Origin of the sequence: Cupriavidus sp. DF5525 (genome assembly GCF_040149425.2) — a bacterium.
GTDB classification, from domain to species: domain Bacteria; phylum Pseudomonadota; class Gammaproteobacteria; order Burkholderiales; family Burkholderiaceae; genus Cupriavidus; species Cupriavidus pickettii_A.
Map to the genome: position 1 here is coordinate 360,894 of NZ_CP168265.1, position 25,216 is coordinate 386,109.

Annotated in this window: 22 protein-coding genes and 2 pseudogenes; 15 read left to right on the forward strand and 9 right to left on the reverse strand. The window is 67.0% G+C overall.

From position 1 onward, the window contains the following. Positions 1 to 109: 109 nt before the first annotated feature. The 4 genes from lptB to ABNX08_RS01820 form a co-directional block, all read right to left on the reverse strand. Positions 110 to 910, reverse strand: a complete 801-nt coding sequence (gene lptB / locus ABNX08_RS01805) for an LPS export ABC transporter ATP-binding protein (protein WP_022533458.1) — start codon at positions 908 to 910, stop codon at positions 110 to 112. 56 nt (positions 911 to 966) lie between these two features. Next, positions 967 to 1,620 carry a lipopolysaccharide transport periplasmic protein LptA gene (gene lptA / locus ABNX08_RS01810; RefSeq protein WP_022533459.1) on the reverse strand — a complete coding sequence of 218 codons (654 nt, stop codon included), beginning with the start codon at positions 1,618 to 1,620 and terminating at the stop codon, positions 967 to 969. 114 nt (positions 1,621 to 1,734) lie between these two features. After that, entirely contained in the window at positions 1,735 to 2,352 is a 618-nt protein-coding gene (gene lptC, locus ABNX08_RS01815; RefSeq protein ID WP_022533460.1) for an LPS export ABC transporter periplasmic protein LptC, read from the reverse strand. A 22-nt stretch (positions 2,353 to 2,374) separates the two neighbouring features. Continuing rightward, positions 2,375 to 3,358 carry a KpsF/GutQ family sugar-phosphate isomerase gene (locus tag ABNX08_RS01820; RefSeq protein WP_041681225.1) on the reverse strand — a complete coding sequence of 328 codons (984 nt, stop codon included), beginning with the start codon at positions 3,356 to 3,358 and terminating at the stop codon, positions 2,375 to 2,377. Between the two features lie 184 nt (positions 3,359 to 3,542). On the opposite strand from ABNX08_RS01820, the gene ABNX08_RS01825 reads away from it, so the two are divergent. Then, complete coding sequence (locus tag ABNX08_RS01825) at positions 3,543 to 5,522, forward strand: monovalent cation:proton antiporter-2 (CPA2) family protein (protein WP_349605447.1); 1,980 nt, start codon at positions 3,543 to 3,545, stop codon at positions 5,520 to 5,522. Positions 5,523 to 5,540: 18 nt separating this feature from the next. Here ABNX08_RS01825 and ABNX08_RS01830 read toward each other — a convergent pair whose 3' ends face one another. Continuing rightward, a complete protein-coding gene (locus tag ABNX08_RS01830; RefSeq protein WP_022533463.1) occupies positions 5,541 to 5,915 on the reverse strand; it encodes a ribbon-helix-helix domain-containing protein in 375 nt (124 codons plus the stop codon). Between the two features lie 102 nt (positions 5,916 to 6,017). Then, a complete protein-coding gene (locus tag ABNX08_RS01835) occupies positions 6,018 to 6,596 on the reverse strand; it encodes a DJ-1/PfpI family protein (RefSeq protein ID WP_022533464.1) in 579 nt (192 codons plus the stop codon). Positions 6,597 to 6,810: 214 nt separating this feature from the next. Here ABNX08_RS01835 and ABNX08_RS01840 point away from each other — a divergent pair, with 214 nt between their 5' ends. The 3 genes from ABNX08_RS01840 (at position 6,811) to ABNX08_RS01850 (ending at position 9,941) form a co-directional block, all read left to right on the forward strand. Further along, positions 6,811 to 7,383, forward strand: a complete 573-nt coding sequence (locus ABNX08_RS01840) for an adenine phosphoribosyltransferase (RefSeq protein ID WP_022533465.1) — start codon at positions 6,811 to 6,813, stop codon at positions 7,381 to 7,383. Positions 7,384 to 7,427: 44 nt separating this feature from the next. Continuing rightward, positions 7,428 to 8,039: a LysE family translocator gene (locus ABNX08_RS01845; protein WP_022533466.1), complete on the forward strand. Its 612-nt coding sequence runs from the start codon at positions 7,428 to 7,430 to the stop codon at positions 8,037 to 8,039. 210 nt (positions 8,040 to 8,249) lie between these two features. Beyond that, positions 8,250 to 9,941, forward strand: a complete 1,692-nt coding sequence (locus tag ABNX08_RS01850; protein ID WP_022533467.1) for a Na/Pi cotransporter family protein — start codon at positions 8,250 to 8,252, stop codon at positions 9,939 to 9,941. Here ABNX08_RS01850 and ABNX08_RS01855 read toward each other — a convergent pair. After that, on the reverse strand, positions 9,938 to 10,423 hold the full coding sequence (locus tag ABNX08_RS01855) for an adenosine-specific kinase (RefSeq protein WP_022533468.1): 486 nt from the start codon (positions 10,421 to 10,423) through the stop codon (positions 9,938 to 9,940). The two genes, ABNX08_RS01850 and ABNX08_RS01855, sit on opposite strands and share 4 nt — an antisense overlap. Positions 10,424 to 10,567: 144 nt before the next feature. Here ABNX08_RS01855 and ABNX08_RS01860 point away from each other — a divergent pair, with 144 nt between their 5' ends. Continuing rightward, positions 10,568 to 11,161: a histidine phosphatase family protein gene (locus ABNX08_RS01860; RefSeq protein WP_022533469.1), complete on the forward strand. Its 594-nt coding sequence runs from the start codon at positions 10,568 to 10,570 to the stop codon at positions 11,159 to 11,161. A gap of 2 nt (positions 11,162 to 11,163) precedes the next feature. Here the strand turns inward: ABNX08_RS01860 and uvrA are convergent, their stop codons facing one another. Continuing rightward, a complete protein-coding gene (uvrA, locus tag ABNX08_RS01865; RefSeq protein WP_022533470.1) occupies positions 11,164 to 14,028 on the reverse strand; it encodes an excinuclease ABC subunit UvrA in 2,865 nt (954 codons plus the stop codon). Positions 14,029 to 14,416: 388 nt separating this feature from the next. Between uvrA and ABNX08_RS01870 the strand changes: the two genes are divergently transcribed. The 3 genes from ABNX08_RS01870 to ABNX08_RS01880 all read left to right on the forward strand — a co-directional run bounded on the left by ABNX08_RS01870 (position 14,417) and on the right by ABNX08_RS01880 (position 17,004). Then, positions 14,417 to 15,667 (forward strand): MFS transporter, encoded by a 1,251-nt coding sequence (locus ABNX08_RS01870; protein WP_022533471.1) that lies wholly within the window; start codon positions 14,417 to 14,419, stop codon positions 15,665 to 15,667. Positions 15,668 to 15,930: 263 nt separating this feature from the next. Next, on the forward strand, positions 15,931 to 16,515 hold the full coding sequence (locus ABNX08_RS01875) for a single-stranded DNA-binding protein (protein ID WP_349605451.1): 585 nt from the start codon (positions 15,931 to 15,933) through the stop codon (positions 16,513 to 16,515). A 123-nt stretch (positions 16,516 to 16,638) separates the two neighbouring features. Next, entirely contained in the window at positions 16,639 to 17,004 is a 366-nt protein-coding gene (locus ABNX08_RS01880) for a helix-turn-helix transcriptional regulator (RefSeq protein WP_022533473.1), read from the forward strand. A gap of 605 nt (positions 17,005 to 17,609) precedes the next feature. Here ABNX08_RS01880 and ABNX08_RS01885 read toward each other — a convergent pair. Next, positions 17,610 to 17,836 (reverse strand): annotated as a pseudogene (locus ABNX08_RS01885) (arsenic resistance protein); the annotation flags it as partial. On the opposite strand from ABNX08_RS01885, the pseudogene ABNX08_RS01890 reads away from it, so the two are divergent. From ABNX08_RS01890 to ABNX08_RS01920, 7 genes and pseudogenes are all read left to right on the forward strand, one after another. Further along, positions 17,837 to 17,953, forward strand: a pseudogene (locus tag ABNX08_RS01890) (arsenate reductase ArsC); the annotation flags it as partial. Positions 17,954 to 17,967: 14 nt separating this feature from the next. Further along, on the forward strand, positions 17,968 to 18,102 hold the full coding sequence (locus tag ABNX08_RS01895) for a hypothetical protein (RefSeq protein ID WP_022533476.1): 135 nt from the start codon (positions 17,968 to 17,970) through the stop codon (positions 18,100 to 18,102). A gap of 229 nt (positions 18,103 to 18,331) precedes the next feature. After that, on the forward strand, positions 18,332 to 18,769 hold the full coding sequence (locus ABNX08_RS01900; protein ID WP_051369673.1) for a hypothetical protein: 438 nt from the start codon (positions 18,332 to 18,334) through the stop codon (positions 18,767 to 18,769). Positions 18,770 to 18,839: 70 nt separating this feature from the next. Then, the gene (locus ABNX08_RS01905; RefSeq protein ID WP_022533478.1) at positions 18,840 to 20,135 is read left to right on the forward strand and encodes a TolC family protein; all 1,296 of its coding nucleotides are present in this window, start codon (positions 18,840 to 18,842) and stop codon (positions 20,133 to 20,135) included. Further along, the gene (locus ABNX08_RS01910) at positions 20,132 to 21,667 is read left to right on the forward strand and encodes an efflux RND transporter periplasmic adaptor subunit (RefSeq protein WP_022533479.1); all 1,536 of its coding nucleotides are present in this window, start codon (positions 20,132 to 20,134) and stop codon (positions 21,665 to 21,667) included. The genes ABNX08_RS01905 and ABNX08_RS01910 overlap by 4 nt, the downstream gene beginning before the upstream one ends. After that, entirely contained in the window at positions 21,664 to 24,834 is a 3,171-nt protein-coding gene (locus ABNX08_RS01915) for an efflux RND transporter permease subunit (protein WP_022533480.1), read from the forward strand. The genes ABNX08_RS01910 and ABNX08_RS01915 overlap by 4 nt, the downstream gene beginning before the upstream one ends. Beyond that, positions 24,831 to 25,169, forward strand: coding sequence for a copper-binding protein (locus ABNX08_RS01920; RefSeq protein ID WP_022533481.1), 339 nt, complete (start codon positions 24,831 to 24,833; stop codon positions 25,167 to 25,169). Before ABNX08_RS01915 ends, ABNX08_RS01920 begins: the two co-directional genes overlap by 4 nt. Positions 25,170 to 25,216 lie beyond the last annotated feature (47 nt).

The window sequence follows — 25,216 nt, forward strand, 5'->3', positions numbered from 1 at the left end:
CTCTGATCGCCGCACGCTGTGGGGTATCCCACGCGCTGCCTGAACAAAACCTGCCGTGTGTGGTAGCGCTCGAGACAACGCTTCTGACCACTTTCAGCAGGCCGGTACATCACATGCGGAAGTTCTCGCCCAGGTAGACGCGCCGCACCGATTCGTTGGCGATGATCTCTTCGGGCTCGCCCGCGGCCAGCACCGTGCCTTCGCTGATGATGTAGGCGTGGTCGCAGATGCCGAGCGTTTCGCGCACGTTGTGATCGGTAATCAGCACGCCGATATTGCGCGCCTTCAGGAAGCTGACGATGCGCTGGATCTCGCCCACCGCGATCGGATCCACGCCGGCGAAGGGCTCGTCCAGCAGGATGAAGCGCGGCGACGAGGCCAGTGCGCGCGCGATCTCCACGCGGCGGCGCTCGCCACCCGACAGCGACAGCGCCGGGTTGTTGCGCAGGTGCGCGATCTGCAGGTCGTCGAGCAGCGAATCGAGGCGGCGGTCGATCTCGGCCTTGCCCAGCGGCTTGCCGTTTTCCACCTGCAGCTCCAGCACGGCGCGGATGTTCTCCTCGACGTTGAGCTTGCGGAAGACCGAGGCCTCCTGCGGCAGGTAGGACAGCCCCATGCGTGCGCGCTCGTGGATCGGCAGGCCGCTGATATGGTCGCCGTCGAGCACGATATCGCCCTCGTCCAGCGCCACCAGGCCGACGATCATGTAGAAGGAGGTGGTCTTGCCCGCGCCGTTGGGGCCGAGCAGCCCGACCACCTCGCCGCTCTTCACGTCCAGCGAGACATCCTTGACCACCGTGCGCGTGCCATAGCGCTTCCTCAGGTGGCGCACGACCAGCGTGCTGCCCCCGGCTAGGACGGTGGAGGCTTCGACGAAAGGCTTTTCGGCAATCGTTGCGGTATCGGTCATTGGCTCAGGCATTCATTCAGGCGGCGGCGCAGGGGATGTCGTATGCGGCGCCGGCGTCAGGGTTTGTTGGTCGGCGCGGGCGCGGACTTCAGGTTCAGCGGCGAGCCGCCGGCACCGGGCGCGCCTTGGGCGCCCTGGTCCTGGCGCGGCGACAGCACTGCGCGCACGCGGCCGGAAGGATTGGCGGGCGAGCCCTCGCCGCCGCTACCGGCAGCCGTGTAGAACTCCTTGCGGCTGTCGTAGGTCAGCACCGCGCCGCGGATCTCGTCGACCATCTTGGCACCCTGCAGGCGGGCCATGCGGGCATTGCCGATCAGCTTGGACAGTTCCTGCTTGCCGTCGTATTCGATGCGGTCGCCCCAGCCGTCGATATATTCATCGACACCCTCGCGCTTCTGCCGGATATACGCCTGCTTGCCCGGCTTGGCGGTGGCCACGGCGAACTGATAACCCTCCGGGTCGGTGCGCAGCTCGGCCGCGTCCGACTTCAGGATCATGGTGCCCTTGGTCAGCACCACGTTGCCGGTGAGCGTATAGATCTGCTTGACGTCGTCGTAGCTGGCGTTGTCGGCCTCCAGCACCATCGGCTTGTCGCGGTCCGCGCGCTCGGCAAGGGCGGGCTGGGCCAGCAGCAGGCCGAAGGCCACTGCCGAAGCCAGCAGGGCAGGGGCGGTGCGTCGACGGGACGATGTCGTCAGGAAAGCAGTCATGTTGGCAGGGGTCGCTGGAGGGCGTCTTGGTACGTTTTGGTACGTGTTGGTGGTGCCTGGGGCGGGCGGGGTTCGTTGCAGCCTTGCTGCCAACGGGGCCCCGTGCCGGGATCATCACCGGCCCGGCGACGGTCCGGTGATGATGGTGCCGCGTACATTGCCGAGCAATTGTACTTCGCGGGTGACGTTGTTGAAGATCAGGCCGTTGGCTGTCATCACCGAGGGGCCGCGCGTGAGCTTGACCGCCTTGTCGGTCTTGACGATGTCGTCGTTGAGCAGCAGCTGGAAGTAGCTCGACGCCGCGGTCAACTGCGGGTCCTTGGACGCGTCGGGCCCCTGCTGGCGCAGGATGAAGCCGTTGCCGTACAGGTCGATCACCGAGCCTTCGGCGTTCATGCGGCCGATGTCGGCGCGCGCGGTGACGGGCGGGCGGTCGGGCTGGTAGGCGCGCATCGCGGGACGGGTCACCTCGTAGGTCTGGTCGTCCTCGAAATGGACCATGCGATCGCCGGTGAAGCGGATCTTGGTGCTGCCGTCCGGTGCCAGCTCGGTGGCCGAGAAGCGGTCGATGAAGTAGTCCGGCTCGTGTTTCTTGGTGGTCTGCGCGGCCTGGTCTTCCTTGGGCGAGTTGATCTGGACCAGCCAGAACGTGCTGCCCGCCACGAAGGCCATCAGCAGCAGCGGCAGCAGCCGCATCACGATGCCGCTGAGGGAGGCGAGTAGTGCCTGCATGGTGTCCTTGCTTGCGCCCCGTTCAGATGACCTTGGCGCGGGTCAGGTCGTGGATATGGAGCGCGCCGGTGAGGCGGCCGTCGTCGTCCACCACCAGCAGCTGGTTGATGCGGTTGGCTTCCATCACCTGTACCGCTTCCACGGCGAGCTGGTTCTCGTTGACCACGTGCGGGTTGCGGTGCATGACCTCGCCGATGGGCACGGTCTTCCAGTCGCGCGGGGTTTCCAGCAGGCGGCGCAGGTCGCCGTCGGTGAAGACCCCGATGGCGTGGCCGTCGGGGTCAACCACCGCGGTCATGGCCATGCCCTTGCGGGTAATTTCCATCAGTGCCTGCGCCAGCGGGGTGTTCTCGCGTACCTCGGGCACGGCGTTGCCGGTGCGCATCACGTCGCGCACGTGCGTCAGCAGCTTGCGCCCCAGCGCGCCGCCCGGGTGCGAGCGGGCGAAGTCTTCCTCGCCGAAGCCGCGCGCGTCCAGCACCGCCACTGCCAGCGCGTCGCCGAGCGCCAGCGCCGCGGTGGTGCTTGCCGTTGGCGCCAGGTTCAGCGGGCAGGCTTCCTTTTCCACGGCGGCGTCCAAGTGCACATCGGCCAGCTTGGCCAGGTTGGACTCGGGGTTGCCGGTGACCGAGATCAGCCGGGCGCCGATGCGCTTGACGATCGGGATGATCGACAGCAGCTCGCCGGTCTCGCCGGAATTGGAAAAGGCGATCAGCACGTCGTCGCGCGTGACCATGCCCAGGTCGCCATGGCTGGCCTCGGCCGGGTGCACGAAGAACGCGGGAGTGCCGGTGGAGGCCAGCGTGGCCGCCACCTTGCGCCCGATATGACCGGACTTGCCGATGCCGGAGACCACTACGCGCCCGTTGCATTGCAGGATCAGCTGCACCGCGTGGGCAAAGTCAAGGGTCAGGCGGCCCGAAAGTGCGGAAACCGCATCGGCTTCGGTCTGGAGGGTATTGCGCGCGAGCCGGAGTGCTCGATCCGCATCGAAATTGGCTATCATGGCGACGAAGTATACCAACGAATGCGACGGCGCCTTGGTCGCCTCCGGGCGCCCCGCCGCGCTTGCCGTGTTGCCCCGGCAGGGTGCCCGTGCCGGGTCGGACGCGTGCCTGGCCGGTCACCCCGCTAGCCTGGCTTCCCTATCGCCTGACTGCCTGACCGCCCGACCGCCTGAAACACGCCTGATGCATTCTCCGCTGGAACTGACCCTGGTGCTGCTGGCCGCTGCCGTATTCGGCGTGGTCGCTTTCCGTATGCTGCAGTTGCCGCCAATGCTCGGCTACCTCGCCGTGGGCATCCTGATTGGCCCGCATGCGCTCGGACTGGCCAGCGACACCGCGCAGACCAAGTACCTGGCCGAATTCGGCGTGGTCTTCCTGATGTTCTCGATCGGCCTGGAGTTCAGCCTGAGCAAGCTGCGCTCGATGAAGCGCCTGGTGTTCGGGCTGGGCGGCTCGCAGGTGGTGCTGTCGATGCTGGCGGTGGTGGCGGCGAGCTGGGCCTTCAACTGGCTGTTTGCGCTGTCGTGGCAGGCCTCGGTGGCGCTGGGCGGGGCGCTGGCGATGTCCTCCACGGCGATCGTGTCCAAGATGCTGTCCGAGCGCATGGAGCTGGAAAGCGAGCACGGCCGCAACATCATCAGCATCCTGCTGTTCCAGGACCTGGCCGTGGTGCCGCTGCTGATCGTGATCCCGGCGCTGTCGCAGGACCCGGGCGACCTGGTGAAGGCCCTGGCCCTGGCCACGGTCAAGATCGTGGTCGCACTGAGCGTGATCTTCTTCCTCGGCCAGCGCCTGATGAGCCGGTGGTTCCATGTGGTGGCAGCGCGCCGCTCGCAGGAACTGTTCATGCTGAACCTGCTGCTGGTCACGCTGGGCATGGCGGCGCTGACCGAGCGGCTCGGGCTGTCGATGGCGCTGGGCGCGTTCATGGCCGGCATGCTGATCTCCGAGACGCCGTACCGCCACCAGGTGGAAGAAGACATCAAGCCGTTCCGCGACGTGCTGCTGGGCCTGTTCTTCGTCACCATCGGCATGCTGCTCAATATCCGCGTGGTGCTCGACCACCTGTGGCTGGTGCTGGCGCTGCTGGTGGTGCCGGTGGTGTTCAAGCTGGTGCTGATCACGGTGCTGGCGCGGCTCTTTGGCTCGCGCCAGGGCGTGGCCATCCGCACCGGGCTCGGGCTGGCGCAGGCGGGCGAGTTTGGCTTCGTGCTGCTGAACCAGATCGACGGGCTCAACCTGGTCGACCCGGTGCTGATCCAGGTGATCCTGGCGTCGATGCTGCTGTCGATGCTGGCGGCGCCCTTCCTGATCCAGTACAGCGACGCCGTGGTGCTGCGCTTTGCCGCCAACGAATGGCTGATGCAGTCGCTGAACATGACGCGCATCGCCGCGCAGAGCCTGCAGACCGAGAAGCACGCGATCATCTGCGGCTTCGGCCGCAGCGGGCAGAACCTGGCGCATATGCTCGAGCGGGAGGGCATCACCTACGTCGCGCTCGACCTCGACCCCGACCGCGTGCGCGAGGCCGCCGCCGCCGGCGATACCGTGGTCTACGGCGATGCCGGCAGGCGTGAGGCGCTGATCGCCGCCGGCATCCACCGCGCCGCCGCGCTGATCGTCACCTACGCCAACACGCCGTCGGCGCTCAAGGTGCTGCACCACGTGCAGGAACTGGCGCCGGCGCTGCCGGTGATCGTGCGCACCGTCGACGATTCCGAACTGGACACGCTGCAGAAGGCCGGCGCCACCGAGGTGGTGCCCGAAATCATCGAAGGCAGCCTGATGCTGGCCTCGCACGCGCTGGTGCTGCTGGGTGTGCCGATGCGCCGCGTGGTGCGCGGCGTGCAGGAGGCGCGCGACGCGCGCTACAGCCTGCTGCGCGGCTACTTCCATGGCCGCGACGATGACGACGACATGGTCGAGCGCGATTCGGTGCGGCTGCATTCGGTATCGCTCGGGCCGCAGTCCACCGCGGTCGGGCGGCGCCTGGGCGTGCTGGGCCTGGAGCGCATCGGCGTAGAGGTGACCGCGGTGCGCCGGCGCGGCATCCGCGCCTTCGACCCCGAGCCCGAGACCGTGCTGGAGCCGGGCGATATCGTCGTGCTGCGCGGCCCGCCTGAAGCGCTGGAAGCGGCCGAAACGCGCATCCTGAACGGTTGAGACAGCCGCCCGCCGGTATCAATGCGGACGCGTTTCCGCCCAGGACTCAGGCAGATTGTCGAGCACCGCGCGCGCGTCCAGCGAGCGGATCGGCACGGCGGGGTCGGCGGGGATGCGGCCTTCGCCTTGCAACATCAGGTAGCGCAGGCAGCACACTCGCAGAAAGGACGAGAAATTGCCGGCGACGGCCTCGGCGCCGCGATGGGCGCTCAGCTCGTCATGCAGGCGGGTGATCAGCTGGTTGACGGTCATGCCGTCGCGCCGCGCCAGTTCTTCCAGCACTTCCCAGAAGAGGCTTTCCAGCCGGATGCTGGTAGCCACGCCGCGCAGGCGCAGCGAGCGCGCCTGGCTCTGGTAAGAGGCCGGGTTGGCGCGGATAAATATTTCACACATCAAAGTCCCCTGCAGGCGGCACGGCCGGCGTGCGGGTGCGCCGCCCGTCGCATGGGCCGCGCACTGCCGTGACGCCGGCACTGGCGCCGCGTTCGGAAGGCTCTAATGTACGATCCGCGTGCCCAGCACCGCAAGAAACTGCGCCAGCCATGCCGGATGCGCCGGCCAGGCCGGGGCGGTGACGAGGTTGCCGTCGGTATGGGCCTGGTCGACCGGGATCTCGGCATAGGTGCCGCCGGCCAACTTTACTTCCGGCGCGCAGGCGGGGTAGGCGGAGCAGGTCTTGCCTTCCAGCACGCCGGCCGCGGCCAGCAGCTGGGCGCCGTGGCAGACCGCGGCGATCGGCTTGTCCGCCTGGGCGAAGTGGCGCACGATCTCCAGCACGCGCGCATTCAGCCGCAGGTATTCCGGCGCGCGGCCGCCGGGGATGACCAGCGCGTCATACGCGGCGGGGTCGATCTCGGCAAAGGTCGCGTTCAGCGTGAAGTTGTGGCCGCGCTTCTCGGTGTAGGTCTGGTCCCCCTCGAAATCGTGGATGGCGGTGGCGCAGGCGTCGCCCGCCTTCTTGTCGGGGCATACGGCATCAACGGTATGGCCGACCATCTGCAGCGCCTGGAACGGCACCATGGTTTCGTAGTCTTCGGCGTAGTCGCCGACCAGCATCAGAATCTTCTTTGCCATCGCGGTCTCCTGTATGGTTACGGGTGTCCGGCAGGTGCCGGACCCGGCAGCCCGGCGCGGCGGCCGGCAGGGTCATTGTGCTGGCCGGTGCCACGGCGCGGGTGGTAATGGGTTACCGCAGGGGTTACCGCAGCTGGCGTCACTTGCGGCCCGATACCGCGAACAGCTTTCCTACCGGCGCGCGACATAGCGCGCGTTCCGTTTCCAGATTCCTATGGCAGATTCCATCATCCAGTCCCCCGACCTCGGCGACGTCACCGGCTACCTGCGCGACCGCATCAGGACCGTGCCGGACTGGCCCGCGCCCGGGGTGATGTTCCGCGACATCACCCCGCTGTTGCAGAACCCCAAGACCCTGCGCGTGCTGATCGACGTCTTTGTGCACCGCTACATGGATGCGCAGCTCGACCTGGTAGCGGGCATCGACGCGCGCGGCTTTATCCTGGGTGCGATCGTCGCGTACGAGCTGAACCTGGGCTTCGTGCCGATCCGCAAGAAGGGCAAGCTGCCGTTCCAGACCGTGGCCGAGGAGTATGAGCTGGAATACGGCAGCGCCACCGTCGAGATCCATGCCGATGCCTGCAAGGCCGGTGACCGCGTGCTGCTGGTCGACGACCTGATCGCCACCGGCGGCACCATGATGGCAGGGCGCAAGCTGCTGGAGCGGCTGGGCGCGACCGTGGTGGAAGGCGCTGCCATCGTCGACCTGCCCGAGCTGGGCGGCTCCAGGCTGCTGCAGGACGGCGGGCTGCCGCTGTTCACGGTGTGCCGCTTTGAGGGGCATTGAATTTCAGACACTGAGAGACCGGACTTTGCGCTGAAGGAGACGCCATGCCAGACCTGTTGCTGTTCCTGCTGACCTCGATCGCCGTCACGGTGGCGCCCGGCCCCGACAACCTGCAGGTGCTGGCGCGCGGCATGGCGCAGGGACGGCGCGCAGGACTGGTGGCGGCGCTGGGGTTCTCGGTCGGCTGCCTGTTCCATACCGTGATCGCCGCGGTCGGGCTGGCGGCGGTGTTGCGCTCGTCGCCGCTGGCGTTCCAGCTGATCAAGTACGCGGGCGCAGCCTACCTGATCTGGATTGGCATCCAGGCGCTGCGCGCCAAGGGCGGGCTGGCGCAGGGCGGCGATGTCGATGCGGTGCCGCTGGCGCGCGTGTTCCGCCAGAGCGTGCTCGGCAACGTGATGAACCCCAAGGTCACGCTGTTCTTCCTGGTGTTCCTGCCGCAGTTCGTGCGCGCCGATGCCGCGCATCCGGGGCTGCAGTTCCTGCTGCTGGGCGTGGTCTTCATGCTGCAGACCGCGGTGGTGTTCTCGCTGTTCGGCCTGTGCGCTGGCTGGCTCGGCGCCTGGCTGCGCCGCCGCCCGGCTACTGGACGCTGGCTGGACCGCGCCGCCGGGGCCATCTTCGTCGGGCTCGGGATCAAGGTCGCGCTGCCCTGAGGTTGTCCTGGTCCCGCCCTGATGCCGCGGCGGGCGCTTCGCTGCGGCCTTCCCGCCTTGTGTTGCCTGTGTGTTGCCTGCGGCCCGCAGCGCCTGGCCCCTCCGTTGCCGCTGTCGGGTGACGGGCGCATAATGAGCCCTTGACAACGACACGATGATCGGGCCGAGCCTCCTGGCAGTATTTCGGCACCGGTCACACAAAGGCGCACAATGGGCGTACTCCTTCACCTGTTATCAGGCGTGGCCCTCCTTGTCTGGGGCACGAACATCGTCAAGGTCGGCATCCTGCGCGTCTACGGCGCCAACCTGCGCCACGTCCTGTCGACCAGCGTCTCCAATCGCTTCACCGCCTTTGCCGCCGGCCTCGGCGTCACCGGGCTGGTCCAGAGCAGCAACGCCACCGCGGTCATCGTCAGTTCCTTCGTCGGCCAAGGCCTGATCGCCGTGGCACCGGCGCTGGCCATCATGCTCGGCGCCAACGTCGGCACCGCGCTGATGGTGCAGGTGTTCTCGCTGGACCTGTCGTGGCTGTCGCCGCTGCTGATCTTCGTTGGCGTGATCTGCCATCTGAGCTGGAAGGGCAGCAAGCCGGGCCACGTCGGGCGCGTGCTGATCGGGCTGGGCCTGATCACGCTGGCGCTCGAGCTGATCTCCATCGCGACGCGCCCCGTGGTCCAGGCCGCCGGCGTCAAGGTGCTGTTCAGCACGCTGACCGGCGACACCGCGCTCGACATGCTGATCGGTGCCTTCCTGACCATCCTGTGCTATTCCAGCCTGGCCGTGGTGCTGTTCTGCGGCGCGCTGGCCTCGGCCGGCGTGGTGTCGATCCACGTGGCGCTGGCGCTAGTGCTGGGCGCCAACCTGGGCTCGGGCATATCGGCGCTGCTGACCACCTCGGGCAACAACCAGCCGGGCAAGCGCGTGACGCTGGGCAATCTGCTGTCGCGCCTGCTGGGCTGCCTGGTCGCGCTGCCGCTGCTGGGTCAGGCCGAAGAACTGCTGGCGCTGCTCGACCATGACCCGCAACGGCTGATCGTCAACTTCCACCTGCTCTTCAACGTCACGCTGGCGGTGCTGTTGCTGGGCGCGACCGGGCCGCTGGCGCGCCTGTGCGAGAAGGTGCTGCCCGGACGCAATACCGGCGACAGCCAGGTCACGCCGCGCCATCTCGACACCGCCGCGCTGTCCACGCCCACGCTGGCGCTGTCCAACGCCTCGCGCGAAGTGCTGCGCATCGGCGACCGCGTCGAGCAGATGCTCGACAACATGCTGCGCGTGCTGCGCACCAACGACGCCAAGCTGGCCACCGCCACCTGCCGCATCGACAACGAGGTCGACGATCTCTATACCGCGATCAAGCTCTACCTGACCCGCATCAGCCTGGAAGCGCTGGACGAGCGCGACGGCCAGCGCTGGACCGAAATCATCTCGCTGACCATCAACCTGGAACACGCCGGCGACATCATCGAGCGCATCCTGCTCGATACCAAGGACAAGAAGATCGCCCACAACCTGATGTTCTCCGAGGCGGGCATGCAGGAGATCGCCGAGATGCATGCGCGGCTGGTCGCCAACCTGCGGCTGGGTTTGTCGGTGTTCCTCAACGGCGATCTCAAGAGCGCGCAGGCGCTGATGGCCGAAAAGGCCAACTTCCGCGAACTGGAGCGCAAGTACGCGCGCACCCATCTGCAGCGCGTGGCGGTGCAGACCGCGGAGAGCATTGAAACCAGCTCGCTGCACCTGGACGTGATCAGCGAGCTGAAGCGGCTGAATTCGCTGTTCTGTGCGACGGCATATCCGGTGCTGGAGCAGGCTGGGGTGTTGAACCGGAGCCGGATGAAGGAAGACGACGTGCCGCCGGTGCCGAGGGTGCAGGCGGCGCAGCACGAAGCGCTGCGCTAGAGCTTGTAGCCGAACTTCCGCAACAACGCCTTCCGCTCGGCCACATCCGCCTCGGTTTCGATCCCCAGCGGCGAGGCGCCATCAATGACGCCAACCACGCCACGCCCGGCATCGGTCTCGGCGATGATCACCTGCGTCGGATTGGCCGTCGCGCAGAAAATCCTGCACACCTCCGGCACCGCCCGCACCGCGGGCAGCACGTTCACCGGAAAGAAACCGTCGCCGAGGAAGATCAGGAAGCTATGCCCCGCGCCGATGGCGCGCGCATTCTCACAGGCCAGGTCAATCAGGCTTTCGTCCGTTCCCGACCACCGCACCAGGCGCTTGCCCGAGGCCTCGCAGAACGCCAGCCCGAAGCGGATACCGGGCACGGTGCCCACCAGCGCCTCGTGCAGGTCCTCCACGGTCTTGATGAAGTGCGACTGACCGAGGATGAAGTTGGTGGCTTCCGGCTTGGTCACCGGTACGACCGTCAGTTCCATGGCTGGCTCCTGAATTGCGGCGCGGCTTGCCGTCGTCCGGTTCATGGTAGGGCGCGGGGTGGTGAATGCAAGCGGGCAGGGCGATCTTTGCCTGGCACGCGTACCTGCTATACAGGATGGACTGGCCCGTCACCGGAGACGCCGATGCCGCTTCTTCGCCTCTTCCTTGCATGGCTTGCCATGGCGCCATCCGTGGCCGCCGCCCAGGTCGTTCCGGCATCACAGGGCGAAATCGCCGTTAGTGAGCTGAAGCGCCCCAATGTCGTCGTCGTGCTGCGGCATGCGAGTGCGCCGGGAGTCGGAGATCCACCGGGTTTCAAACTGGACGACTGTTCGACCCAACGCAACCTGGACGTGAATGGCCGGCAGCAGGCGGCCAGGCTCGGTAGCAGCTGGAAGGCGGCAGGCTTCCGGCCGACGCAGGTCTACAGCAGCGCCTGGTGCCGTTGCCAGGACACCGCACGCCTGATCGACCTGGGTCCGGTGCGGGTCCAGCCATTGCTCAATTCATTTTTTGGCGCAGATGCGCAGCGCCGCGAAGCACAGACCGCGCAGCTGTCGCGCTTTATCGACGGCCTCGACCCGCGCGGCGGGCCTTACCTGCTGGTCACGCACCAGGTAGTGATCACCGCGCTGACCGGGCACGGCGCGGACAGCGGCGGCGGCGTCGCGATCGAGCTGCAGTCCGGCGGCGCCGCGCGGCGCACGCGCGTGCTGCCAGCCGCCGGGCTGGACTGAACTCAGGCCCGCTTGAGCAGCGGCGCCAGGTACTTGCCGGTAAAGCTGGCCTTGCTCCTGGCGACATCCTCCGGCGTGCCGCGCGCGATCACCTGCCCACCGCCCGCACCGCCTTCCGGGCCCATGTCGATCAGCCAGTCCGCGGTCTTGATGACATCGAGGTTGTGCTCGATGATGACCACGGTATTGCCCTGGTCGCGCAGCTTGTGGATGACCTTGAGCAGCAGCTCGATATCGTGGAAGTGCAACCCGGTGGTGGGTTCGTCCAGGATGTAGAGCGTGCGCCCGGTATCGCGCTTGGACAGCTCCAGCGACAGCTTGACGCGCTGCGCCTCGCCGCCCGACAGCGTGGTCGCCGACTGCCCCAGTCGGATATAACCCAGGCCCACGTCTAGCAGCGTCTGCAGCTTGCGCCGCACCACCGGCACCGCGCTGAAGAATTCATGCGCCTGTTCGACGGTCAGGTCCAGCACCTCGGAGATGTTCTTGCCCTTGTACAGCACCTCCAGCGTCTCGCGGTTATAGCGCTTGCCGTGGCAGACGTCGCAAGGCACGTAGACGTCGGGCAGGAAGTGCATCTCGACCTTGAGCACGCCGTCGCCCTGGCAGGACTCGCAGCGCCCGCCCTTGACGTTGAACGAGAAGCGGCCCGGATCGTAGCCGCGCTCCTTGGCCGACGGCACGCCGGCGAACAGTTCGCGGATCGGCGTGAACAGGCCGGTGTAGGTGGCCGGGTTGGAGCGCGGCGTGCGGCCGATCGGGCTCTGGTCGACGTTGATGACCTTGTCGAAATGCTCCAGCCCCTCGATACGGTCGTGCGCGGCCGGTTCCGGCGTGGAGCCGTACAGGTGGCGCGCCACCGCGTGGTAAAGCGTGTCGTTGATCAGCGTCGACTTGCCTGAGCCGGAAACGCCGGTGATGCAGGTCAACAGGCCGACCGGTACCTCGGCGGTGACGTTGCGCAGGTTGTTGCCACTGGCGTTGACGATGCGCAGCAGCCGTTCGTCGTCGGGCGCGGAGCGCTTCTTCGGCACCTCGATGCGGCGCTGGCCCGACAGGTACTGCCCCGTCAGCGATGCCGGCGATTCCTCGATCTGCCGCGGCGTGCCCTCGGCCACGATCATGCCGCCGTGCACGCCGGCACCCGGGCCGATATCGACCACATAGTCGCAGGCGCGGATCATGTCCTCGTCATGCTCGACCACCAGCACCGAGTTGCCGATATCTCGCAGGTGCTTGAGCGTGCCGATCAGGCGGTCGTTGTCGCGCTGGTGCAGGCCGATCGAGGGCTCGTCCAGCACGTACATCACGCCGGTCAGGCCCGAGCCGATCTGCGACGCCAGCCGGATGCGCTGCGCCTCGCCGCCCGACAGCGTATCGGCACTGCGCTCCAGCGACAGGTAATCCAGCCCGACGTTGTTCAGGAAGTTCAGCCGCGCGGAGATCTCCTTGATGATCTTGTCGCCGATCTCGCGCTTGGCGCCGTGCATGTCCAGCGTCAGGAAGTACGTCAGCGCGTCGCGCAGCGGCCAGCCGTTGATCTCGAAGATCGCGCGCGCCTGCTCGCCCTCGCCCAGCTTGACGTGGCGCGCCTCGGTGCGCAGGCGCGTGCCGTGACAGGCCGGGCAGGGCTGGTTGTTCTGGTACTTGGCCAGTTCCTCGCGCACGGCGACGGAATCGGTTTCGCGGTAGCGCCGCTCCAGGTTGGGGATGATCCCTTCGAACACATGCGCGCGCACGGTGGTGCGCCCACGTTCGTTGATATAAGTGAACGGGATTTCCTGCTCGCCCGAGCCGTGCAGCACCACCTGCTGCACGTTCTCCGGCAGCTCCTCGAACGCCGTCTCGGTGTCGAAGTCATAGTACGCCGCCAGGCTCTGCAGCATCTGGAAGTAGAACTGGTTGCGGCGGTCCCAGCCCTTGATCGCGCCCGAGGCCAGCGACAGGTTGGGGAAGGCCACCACGCGCTTGGGATCGAAGAAGGTGATCTGGCCCAGCCCGTCGCAGCTCGGGCAGGCGCCCATCGGGTTGTTGAACGAGAACAGCCGCGGCTCCAGCTCCTGCAGCGAGTACGAGCAGATCGGGCAGGCAAAGCGCGAGCTGAAGGTGTGCTCCTTGCCGGTATCCATCTCCAGCGCCAGCGCGCGGCCATCGGCCAGGCGCAGCGCGGTCTCGAACGATTCGGCCAGGCGCTGCTTGATGTCGGCGCGGACCTTCACGCGGTCGACCACCACGTCGATGCTGTGCTTCTCGGTCTTCTTCAGCTTGGGCAGCGCGTCGACCTCGTAGACCCTGGCCTCGGCCTCGTGCGCGGTGCCGCCGCCCGAGCGGATGCGAAAGCGCACGAAGCCCTGCGCCTGCATGCTGTCGAACAGGTCCGAATGCTCGCCTTTGCGGTCGACCACCACCGGCGCCAGGATCATCAGCTTGGTGTCCTCCGGCAGCGCCAGTGCCGCATCCACCATCTGCGACACGCTCTGCGCCTGCAGTGGCAGGTTGTGGTCGGGGCAGTAGGGGGTGCCGGCGCGGGCATACAGCAGGCGCAGGTAGTCGTGGATCTCGGTGACGGTGCCGACCGTCGAGCGCGGGTTGTGGCTGGTGGCCTTCTGCTCGATCGAGATCGCCGGCGACAGGCCTTCGATCAGGTCCACGTCCGGCTTTTCCATCAGCTGCAGGAACTGGCGGGCATAGGCGGACAGCGACTCCACGTAGCGGCGCTGGCCCTCGGCATAGAGCGTGTCGAAGGCGAGCGAGGACTTGCCCGAGCCCGACAGGCCGGTGATCACGATCAGCCGGTTGCGCGGCAGGTCGAGATTGATGTTCTTCAGGTTGTGGGTACGCGCCCCACGGATCTTGATTTCTTCCATATGCCGAAAAGTCGTCGCCAGACAGGCCGTTCCCCGCCGGAGGTGGCAGAGTTGTCTGAAGGAATGGCAGAAACAAGTGCCTCGATTGGCACTTCCGACCGCTGGCGACGGCCGGAATGCGCGCCCGGGCACACGCCGGGGGCCAGCTGGCATGGCCAGGTGACCCGGGAAGCGCGAAGGAGCAAACCTGTTAATATACCCAACTTCGGTTTCCGCGGTTGTCCGCCCGGACAGGGCTTGCACCGGAAACCCGGCACAGCCGCCGCCGGCCCGGCCCCGAAAGCGGGAGCCACGACCTCCGCGAGCCGGCCAAAACAGGCAACCGCGCGCCGCCAGCCCGATCCTCAGCTGACCCGATTCCGAGAACACCAAGATCACCCCGATCGCAATGCCGCCGATCCAGTCTTCTTCCCCGGATGCGAGCCCTGCCGGCGCATCCCAGGCTCCCGCCCGCGAACGCATGACGCGCACCGAGCTGCGCGCCAGCGTGTCGCTGGCCAGCATTTTCGCGCTGCGCATGCTGGGCCTGTTCCTGATCCTGCCAGTCTTTGCCGAATACGCGCTCACCCTGCCCGACGGGCAGGATGCCCAGCGCGTGGGCCTGGCCATGGGCATCTACGGCCTGATGCAGGCCTTCCTGCACATTCCGCTGGGCTGGCTGTCCGACCGCGTCGGGCGCAAGCCGGTGATGGTGGCCGGCTTGCTGTTGTTCATCGCGGGCGGGCTGGTAGCCGCGTTCTCGGACACGCTCACCGGCATCATCGCCGGCCGCGCGCTGCAGGGCATGGGCGCGATTTCCGCGGCTATCACCGCCTGCATCGCCGACCTGACGCGCGAGCGCCATCGCACCAAGGCCATGGCGATGGTCGGCGGCAGCATCGGCCTGACCTTTGCGCTATCGCTGGTGATCGCCTCGCCACTGCTGCACAGCATCGGCATGTCGGGCATCTTCGGCCTGATGTCGGTGCTGGGCGTGGTCGCCATTGCCGTGACGCTGTTCCTGGTGCCGAGCCCGCCGGCGCCGCACCCGGTGCGCCTGCCGTTCCGCCACGTGCTGCTCAATGCCGACCTGGCGCGGCTGAACGTCGGCGTGCTCGCGCTGCATGCCTCGCAGGTCGCGATGTTCATGGTGGTGCCGACCATGCTGAGCGATGCCGGCATGCCGCTGGACCAGCACTGGAAGGTCTACCTGCCGGTGGTGCTGGTGTCGTTCGTGCTGATGCTGGGCCCGATGATGGCGGCCGAGCGCTACGGGCGCGTGCGTCCGGTGCTGCTCGGCGCGGTCGCGCTGATGACGGCGGTGCAACTGCTGTTCGCCGCCGTGCATGGCCTGTGGGCCATCGTCGGCGTGCTGCTGCTCTTCTTTGTCGCGTTCAACGTGCTGGAAGCGATGCAGCCGTCGCTGGTATCGCGCTATGCCGCGGCTGCGCGGGGGGCGGCGCTGGGGGTGTACAACACCACGCAGGCGCTGGGCCTGTTCCTGGGCGGCGCCGGGGGCGGCTGGCTGCTCAAGCATGAAGGGCGCAGCGCGGTGTTCGTCGGCTGCGCGGCGGTGCTGCTGCTCTGGCTTATAATCGCCTGGAGCATGAAGGCGCCGCCGGCCCGTGGACAGGAAGGCGCGCCGGCAGCAGCGGCCTGAATCTGCACCCGAAGCTGGCCCAAGCCGCATCGAACCGTAAAGAATTCCGGCCTGAAAATGGCCTAGCATGATCGCGCCACCCGACGTCCGGCCGGGGGCGCGATGTTCGTTTACGTTGCTGCGCCTGGCGGCGCCGCGGTGACGGGCAAGGCAGCCGGATGCGGTAGCCGCTGGCGCAGTATCGGGTCACACTACAGTTAGCTTCACCCTTATCGTATTGCCACGCTTTTCAACACAGCGCGTGGCTTTTGGAGAACATTCAAATGGCATCGGTCAACAAAGTCATTCTCGTCGGCAACCTCGGCGCAGACCCCGAGACGCGCTACATGCCCAGCGGCGACGCCGTCACCAATATCCGCCTGGCGACCACCGACCGCTACAAGGAAAAGGGGTCCGGCGAGATGAAGGAAGCCACCGAGTGGCACCGCATCGCCTTCTTCGGCAAGCTCGCGGAGATCGCCGGCCAGTACCTGCGCAAGGGCTCGTCGGTCTATATCGAAGGCCGCATCCGCACCCGCAAGTGGCAGGACCAGTCCGGCCAGGATAAGTACTCGACGGAAATCGTCGCCGACCAGATGCAGATGCTGGGTGCGCGCCAGGGTGGCGGCGGCGGTGGTGACGAAGGTGGCTACGGCGGCGCTGGTGGCGGTGGCTACAGCCGTGAAGCCTCGGGCGGCGGCGGTAGCGGCTATGGCGGCGGCCGTGGCGCCCAGGGTGGCGGCCAGGGTGGCGGCCAGGGTGGCGGCCAGGGTGGTGGCCAGGGCGGTGGTCAGAGTGGCGGTGCGCGCCGTCCGCAGCAGGCGCCGTCGAATGGCTTCGAGGATATGGACGACGATATTCCGTTCTGAGCCCTGCCTGGCAGGTCTTGCAAGGATTCATCTCCGAGCCCGCAATCTTGCGGGCTTTTTTGCGCCTGGGTTTGCCCCGCCCAAGCTTGCGCCGGTTGCGCCAATGCCTCTACAGTTCGACAAATGAAGAACGAAACCGCCGTCGCAGCGCTGGCTGCACTTGCCCAGGATTCCCGACTCGCGATCTTCCGCTTGCTGGTGCAGGCCGGCCTGGAAGGCGTCAGCGCGGGCCGGATCGGCGAAGCGTTAGGCGTGCCGCCCGCCACGCTGTCTTTCCATCTGAAAGAACTGGTCCACGCCGGTCTGATCAAGAGCACCCAGGAAGGGAAGTTCGTGATTTACCGGGCACAGTTCGACAAGATGAACGAACTCATTGCCTTCCTGATGGAGCATTGCTGCGAGGGCAGTCCTGAGGGCTGCGGCGTGGCGAAGGTGGAATGCAAGCCGGAAGTTGCAAAGCGGCGCCGCGTCTCGTCCCAGACGGCCTGAGCACTACGATCGCCGACGCAGGCCAGCCGGCGCTGCCGTAGCCTGGTTGCGGTCGGGACAGGCGGCACCTGCGCGACATCCCTGATCGGGTCGCCGCAATCAGCAACACCAGCGACAGACTTGCCAGCGCTGACAGCGCCAACACCCGCCATACGAAAGGCGCGCCGCTCGACGCCACAAAGGCATAGCACAGCGGCGCCAGCGCCATCGCCAGCGTCCCCAGTGCCAGCGCGGCGAGGAGGGAACCGGCGCACAGGATGCGCTTGCCGCCAAAGCGGTCGATCGCACCGGGGCGCTGTCAGCGCGGACACCAGCAGTGCCAGCGTGAACGCCCCGAAGAGAACCGGCTGATCGATCTGCAGTTCAGCCTGGATCGGCCCGGACAACACCGCAAACGCATAGTAGAGGCTGCCCCACGAGGCAATCTGCGCAATGCCCAACGCAGGCACAACCACGGCTAGCCGTACCGGCGGTGCGGGTGAGGCGGTCACTTGCCTGCCATCGATGGCGCTGCGCATACCGGGCCCTCCTTGGGCGGAAACAAAAAACGCCCGGGACCAGGGCCGGGCGTTAAGCAGTTCTTGTTGTTTGCCTGGGGGCAAGCGTCAGGCCTTCGACCCCGCTTCATACCAGGATTGGGTCCGATTGACGATGCTGACGAACAGCAGCATGACCGGCACTTCAATCAGCACGCCGACCACCGTCGCGAGCGCTGCCCCCGACTTGAAGCCGAACAGGCTGATCGCCGTCGCCACGGCCAGCTCGAGAAGTTGCTGGCGCCGATCAGCGACGATGGGCCCGCCACGCAGTGCGCGACACCCAGCTTGCGGTTTTCGAACTGACGCGCGAGGCCATTGGCTACCGCATGCTGCAATTGCTGGCGTTGCCGCTGGAAACCATGAGCAACGCCGAACTGCAGGACGCGCTCAACGCGATCGCGAAGAACTGAAGGCGCCGGAACTCATGAATCAAAACGCCACCACCCACGCCCCCATTTCGACCAAGCCCGCCATTGGCTTCTTCGAACGCTACCTGACCATCTGGGTCGCCCTGTGCGACATCGTTTTCTTCCATTATTCCACAATAATGGAAATGTAGAAGAATAGATATGGGAAAAATGCCCCGGCTGACGATGCCTGTGACATTTTGACGCGGCAACGTACACGGCGACCAAGACATCGTGATGACAGGGAGGCAGCGCCTCTGCCGCGGTATCGCGGGGCGCAGGGCCAGTAAGAGAACGAGCGGCCCGTTGGCGATGAAGCCTTGCAGCCAGAGGTGCCACGGCCTGCCACGCAGCCGGGTTGCAACGCCCGCAAAAGACAGTATGCTTGCGACTATCTCGCCCACGGCACTGCAAAGCTTGCGTTATTCCGCCTGCCGGCGGCCATGGTTCGCCGGCGTCCTCCTCGTTGTCTTCCTGGCAGTCCAACTGGCAGCGGCGGCGTACGCCTGCGCCGGAAGCCGCTACCAGATGGCGAGCAGCGGCGCGATGGCGGCAATGACCGAGTCGTGTCCCGACATGGCCGCGAGTGAGGACAACAAGCGTATCGACCAGAGTGGTCTTTGCCTGGCGCACTGCCAGGCCGATTCCAAGAGTGCCGATCATGTATCGCCGCAACTTCCGGCCTTCATGCCGGTACTGATGCGCGTCATTGAGCCGACGCCCGTGGAGCTCGCGGAGGTACGCGTCGCTCTGCACGCCAAGGCGGAGGCACGCGGTCCGCCACCGCTCAACATCCTTCACTGCAGTTTCCAGACTTAGCCTCCGGTTCGACGTCACCTGGTGCTGCCCGCTTCCCGTGCGGGCGGCAGTTGTCGCTCCCGGAGGCTTTATGCATTTTCTACGTCACCTGACCGTGGCGCTGCTTAGCGCGCCTGCTGTCGGCCTGGCCGCGCCGCAGGGCGCCCCCGCGCAATCTTCGCTGTCCCTCGCGGAAACCGTTGCGATCGCGAGCGGTCATGCAGGCGACGCCGAATCCTCGCGCGGCGCCGTCGAGGCCGCCGTGCAAATGGCGGTCGCCGCCGGCCAGCTGCCGGACCCCGTGCTCAAGCTCGGGATCAACAATGTTCCTGTCAACGGCTCTGACCAGTTCTCGCTGAGCCGAGACTCCATGACCATGCGCTCCGTCAGCGTGACACAGGAATTCACGCGCGCGGACAAGCGTCGCGCCAAAGCGGCGCGTTTCGAAGCGGAAGCCGCCGCCGCCGAGGCGCAGCGCGCAGTCGGACTGGCCAACGTGCAGCGCAATGCCGTAAGTGCCTGGCTCGACCGCTGGTATGCCGAACAGGCCGGCGTCCTGCTCGGCCATCACAGCCAGCCGCTTGAACTGGCGGTGCAGGCGGCCACTGCTGCCTACCGGGGCGGGCGCGGCTCGCGCGCGGACGTACTGGCGATGGAGCTGGAAATCCAGAAACTGCATGACCGCGAGGACGAGAACCGGGCCGCCCTGGCTACCGCCACGCTCAACCTGGAACGCTGGATCGGCGCCGCGGCCCGGCGGCCGCTATCGGACCGGCCGCTGCTCGACGTGCCGCAGGGCGCCTTGCAACTGGCGCAGGGCGAATTCGAGGCCGTGCCCGAACTCTCGGCTGCGCAGCGCGACGTGGCCCTGGCGGAATCGGAGATCCAGCTGGCCAGGCAAGCCGCCAGGCCCGATGTGACGGTCGAGCTGATGTACAGCCAGCGCGGCTCGGCCTACTCCAATATGGGATCGCTCAATGTCAGCTTCCCGGTGCCGTGGGACCAGGGCAATCGCCAGGACCGGGATATATCGGCGCGGCTGGCGCAGGCAGGCGAAGCGCGGGCCAGGCTGGAAGTGATCCGGCGCAATACCCAGGCCATGGTCGGCGCCCGGCTTGCCGAACTGCAGCGCAACCTTGAGCGCCTGCGACGCTACGACGACAAGACCTTGCCGCTCGCCCGCGCGCAGGCGGAGGCGGCGCTGACGGCCTACCGGGCCAACACGGGCCCGCTGCTGGCCGTCGCCGAAGCGAACCATCGCGCCATCGATACCGCCATGGATCGCCTGCTGCTCGAGGCAAAGACCGCGAAGCTGTGGGCCGACCTGAACTACCTGGTGCCGCTGCCCACCGCGCAGACCGAGCCCGCCATGAAGGAAGCCAAATGAAAAAGCACGCCATTGCAGCGATGGCCGGGCTGTTTGTCGTCTGCGCCGCTCTCTACGGCGCCTACCGGCTCGGGCTTGCACGGGGAACGCAGTCCGCGCAGACGTCGGCCGTGCCCGGTGCGGAATCCGCCCTTAAAGCCGGCGACACCGACCCCCGAACCGGCAAGAAGATCCTGTACTGGCACGATCCCATGGTGCCCGGCCAGCGCTTCGACAAACCGGGCAAGTCCCCATTCATGGACATGCAGCTGGTGCCGGTCTACGCGGACGGTGATGGCGGCGGGAGTGGTGTCACGGTGGACAGCCACGTCGCCCAGAACCTGGGTATTCGCACGGCCGAGGTCAAGTCCGGGCGGCTGGGCGCCGTGCTCCAGGCGCCCGGCAATGTCGCCATCGACGAGCGCAGCGTGCGCGTGATCCAGGCGCGCACCAACGCCTTCGTCCAACAGGTTGCGGTCAGGGCCACCCTCGACCCCGTCCGGCGGGGCCAGCCGCTGGCGACCTTGTATTCGCCCGACTGGGTCGCGGCCCAGGAGGAGTTTCTTGCCGTCTCGCGCATGGCGGCGGGCGAGCATTCTGGCGACCTGCGCGGTGCCGCAAGGGCCCGCATGCTGCAGGCGGGCATGACGCCGGACCAGGTCCGCGCGGTGGAGTCCTCGGGCAAGCTGCAGCCCAATCTTGCCGTCGTGAGCCCGGTCGATGGGCTCGTGACCGAGGTGGGGGTGCGCGAGGGCATGACCGTCTCGCCTGGCATGACCCTCTTCCGCCTGGCCGACCTCAGCCAGGTGTGGGTGATTGCCGAGATCCCGTCGGGGCAGGCCGGCGCGATCCGCCCTGGCGTCGGGGCCAGGGTACAGCCGGGCGGCGCGGCCGATGCCATCGCCGGCAAGGTCGACGCCATCCTCCCCGACGTCAATCCGGCGACACGAACGGTCAGGGCCCGCATTGTCCTGCCCAACAAGGGCAGGCAGCTGTTGCCGGGGATGTTCGTGACGGTCAGCTTTGACAGCGGCGCCGGAAAGGACGCGCTGCTGATCCCGGCGGAGTCGGTCATTCGCACAGGGCAGCGCAACATCGTCATGGTGGATGCAGGCAAGGCGGGCTTTGTCGCGACCGAAATCAAGACCGGCCAAGAGGCCGAGGGCATGGTCGAGGTGCTGGACGGACTGAAGCCGGGGCAGAAAGTGGTCACGTCCGGCCAGTTCCTGCTCGACTCTGAAGCCAGCCTGCGCGGCACCGCCGCACGCATGTCGACCGCGCCTGCGGCGCCGGCCGTGCCGGCCGCCGAGCATGAAGGCACCGGCCGCATCGAAGCCGTGAACGGCGCCGAGAGCGTCACGATCTCGCACGGTCCGATTCCGTCGGCACAGTGGGGCGCGATGACCATGGACTTCGCCGCGCCACCAACGGGCCTGCCCAACGGACTGAAGGCAGGCGACAACATCCGCTTCCGCTTTCATCTCGACAACGATGGCGTGGCCAGGCTGTCGTCGGTCGAGCCGGCAGCCAGCGCCCAAGGGAGCCGGCAATGATCGCGCGCCTGATCCTGGCCTCGATTCGCCACCGCTTCCTCGTGCTGCTGGCCACGGTCCTGCTGACCGCATGGGGCCTGTGGGCCGTGCGCAGCACGCCGCTCGACGCCCTGCCTGACCTGTCCGACGTGCAGGTCATCATCCGCACGCCGTTTCCCGGCCAGGCGCCGCAGATCGTCGAGAACCAGGTCACGTATCCGCTGACCACCACGATGATGTCGGTACCCGGCGCCAGGACGGTGCGAGGCTATTCTTTCTTCGGCGATTCCTTTGTCTACGTGCTGTTCGAGGATGGCACCGACCTGTACTGGGCGCGCTCGCGCGTGCTGGAATACCTGAACCAGGTGCAATCCCGCCTGCCCGCGGCGGCCAGGCCGGCGCTGGGGCCCGACGCCACCGGCGTCGGCTGGATCTACGAGTACGCGCTGGTGGACAAGACCGGCCAGCATGACCTCGGCCAGTTGCGCGCACTGCAGGACTGGTTCCTGCGCTTCGAGCTCAAATCGCTGCCCAACGTCGCCGAGGTCGCGTCGCTCGGCGGCATGGTGAAGCAGTTCCAGGTCGTGCTGATGCCGGACCGGATGCGCGCCTACAACCTGTCGCAAGGCAAGGTGCTGGCTGCGCTCAAAGGCGCCAACCAGGAAGCCGGCGGGTCGGTGCTGGAAATGGGCGAGGCCGAGTACATGGTCCGCGCCAGCGGCTACCTGAAGACGCTCGACGACTTCCGGCAGATCCCGCTGGTGACCAGCGACGCCGGGATTCCGGTGCGGCTGGGCGATGTCGCTACCGTGCAGCTCGGTCCGGAGACGCGGCGCGGCATCGCCGAACTCGATGGCCAGGGCGAGGTTGCCGGCGGCGTCATCGTGATGCGCTCGGGCAAGAACGCGCTGGAAACCATCGAGGCGGTCAAGGCCAGGCTCGCCACGCTGCAGAAGAGCCTGCCGGCCGGCGTGCAGATCGTGAGCACCTACGACCGCTCCGCGCTGATACACCGCGCGGTGCAAAACCTGACCCACAAGCTGGTCGAAGAGTTCATCGTTGTCGCGCTGGTCTGCCTGCTGTTCCTGTTCCACCTGCGTTCCGCGCTGGTGGCCATCGTCTCGCTGCCGCTGGGTGTGCTGGCGGCCTTCCTGGTGATGCGCTACCAGGGCATCAACGCCAACATCATGTCACTGGGCGGCATCGCCATTGCCATCGGTGCCATGGTCGATGCCGCGGTCGTCATGATCGAGAACGCGCACAAGCACCTGGAGCACTGGCATACGGACCAACCCGGCCGCAAGCTGACGGGCAGCGAGCGCTGGAGCGTGATCGGGCAAGCGGCGGCCGAGGTGGGACCGGCGCTGTTCTTCTCGCTGCTGATCATCACGCTGTCGTTTATCCCGGTATTTACGCTGGAGGCGCAGGAGGGCCGGTTGTTCTCGCCGCTGGCCTTTACCAAGACCTATTCAATGGCGGCGGCGGCAGGCCTGTCGGTAACGCTGGTCCCGGTGCTGATGGGCTACCTGATCCGCGGCCGGATTCCGTCGGAGCAGTCCAATCCGTTGAGCCGATGGCTGATCCGCGCCTATCGCCCGGTGCTGGCGCGGGTGCTGGCCTGGCCCAAGACCACCCTGGCGATCGCCGCGGTGCTGCTAGCCGCGACGGCGTGGCCGGCCATGCGAATCGGCGGCGAGTTCATGCCGCCGCTCGACGAGGGCGACTTGCTCTATATGCCGTCGGCGTTGCCGGGGCTATCCGCCGGCAAAGCGGCGCAGTTGCTGCAACAGACCGATCGCCTGATCAGGACCGTGCCGGAGGTGGCAACCGTATTCGGCAAGGCAGGCCGCGCCGATACCGCGACCGATCCGGCGCCACTGGAGATGTTCGAGACCACCATCCAGTTCAAGCCGCGCGACCAGTGGCGTGCCGGCATGACCACCGACAAGCTGGTGGAGGAACTCGACCGCGTGGTGAAGGTGCCGGGTTTGTCCAATATCTGGGTGCCGCCGATCCGCAACCGGATCGACATGCTGGCCACCGGCATCAAGAGCCCAGTCGGGATCAAGGTGGCGGGCGCCGACCTGAGGGAGATCGACCGCCTGGCGACGCGCATCGAGGAGGCCGTCAAGACCGTGCCGGGCGTCACGTCGGCGCTGGCCGAGCGCCTGGCGGGCGGGCGCTACGTCGACATCGATATCGACCGGCTGGCAGCCGCCAGGTACGGCCTCAATATCGCGGACGTGCAGAGCGTGGTCTCGTCGGCCATCGGCGGCGACAATGTGGGCGAGGTGGTCGACGGCCTGGCGCGCTTCCCCATCAATGTCCGCTATCCGCGCGATTACCGCGATTCGGTGGAGCAATTGCGCAGCCTGCCCATCGTCACCGACAGGGGCCAGCAGATCGTGCTGTCCGACGTGGCGCGCATCCAGGTGGTGCAGGGGCCGCCGATGCTGCGCAGCGAGAACGCCCGCCTGTCCGGCTGGGTGTACGTCGACATCCGCGGGCGCGACCTGCGTTCGGCCGTCCACGATATGCAGGCCGCCGTCGCCAGGGTGGTCCCGATGCCGGCCGGCTACTCAGTGAGTTGGTCGGGGCAGTTCGAATACCTGGAGCGGGCAGCCGCCAGGCTGAAGGTGGTGGTGCCGTTCACGCTGCTGATCATCTTCGTGCTGCTTTACCTGGTGTTCGGCCGTCTCGATGAAGCGCTGCTGATCATGGGCACGCTGCCGCTGGCGCTGATCGGCGGCTTCTGGCTGCTTTACCTGCTCGGCTACAACCTGTCGGTTGCCGGCGTGGTCGGCTTTATCGCGCTGGCAGGCGTGGCGGCGGAATTCGGCGTCATCATGCTCCTCTACCTGAAGCAGGCATGGACCGCGCGCGAGGCTCGGGGCGACGCCAGCCTGTCCGCGCTGCTTGACGCCATCCAGGAAGGCGCAGTGCTGCGCGTGCGCCCCAAGGCCATGACCGTCGCCGTCATCCTTGCCGGCCTGCTGCCGATCATGTGGTCGCATGGCACCGGCTCGGAGGTCATGCAGCGTATTGCAGCGCCGATGGTCGGCGGCATGCTTACGGCGCCTTTGCTTTCGTTGTTCGTGGTGCCGGCGGTGTACCTGCTGCTACGTCGGCGCCACATCACAACGCCTTCTGGTTCCACCCATCCTTCACTTCAACGGAAACCGCAATGAAATCCGCCAAGACTCTCGCATTCGTACTGGCTTTCGCCACCATGCCGGCCGCATTCGCGGCGGGCTCGATGGGCGGCATGGACATGAAGCCGTCCGCCTCCTCGCAACCGGCGCCGCAACCCGTGGCGGCCGAGATCAGGAAGATCGATGTGCAGGCCGGCAAGGTCACGCTGAAGCATGGTCCTATCGCCAACCTCGGAATGGGCCCGATGACCATGGCATTTCCGGTCAAGGACCGCGCTTCGCTGAAGAACTTCAAGGAGGGCGATGCGGTATCGGCAACCTTCGACAGCGTCGACGGAAAACCGACTGTCGTAGAGATGCAGCACAAGTAAATCGCGGGGGTGACGTGCAACCGCTGCGGAGAGCGGTTGTGCAGCGC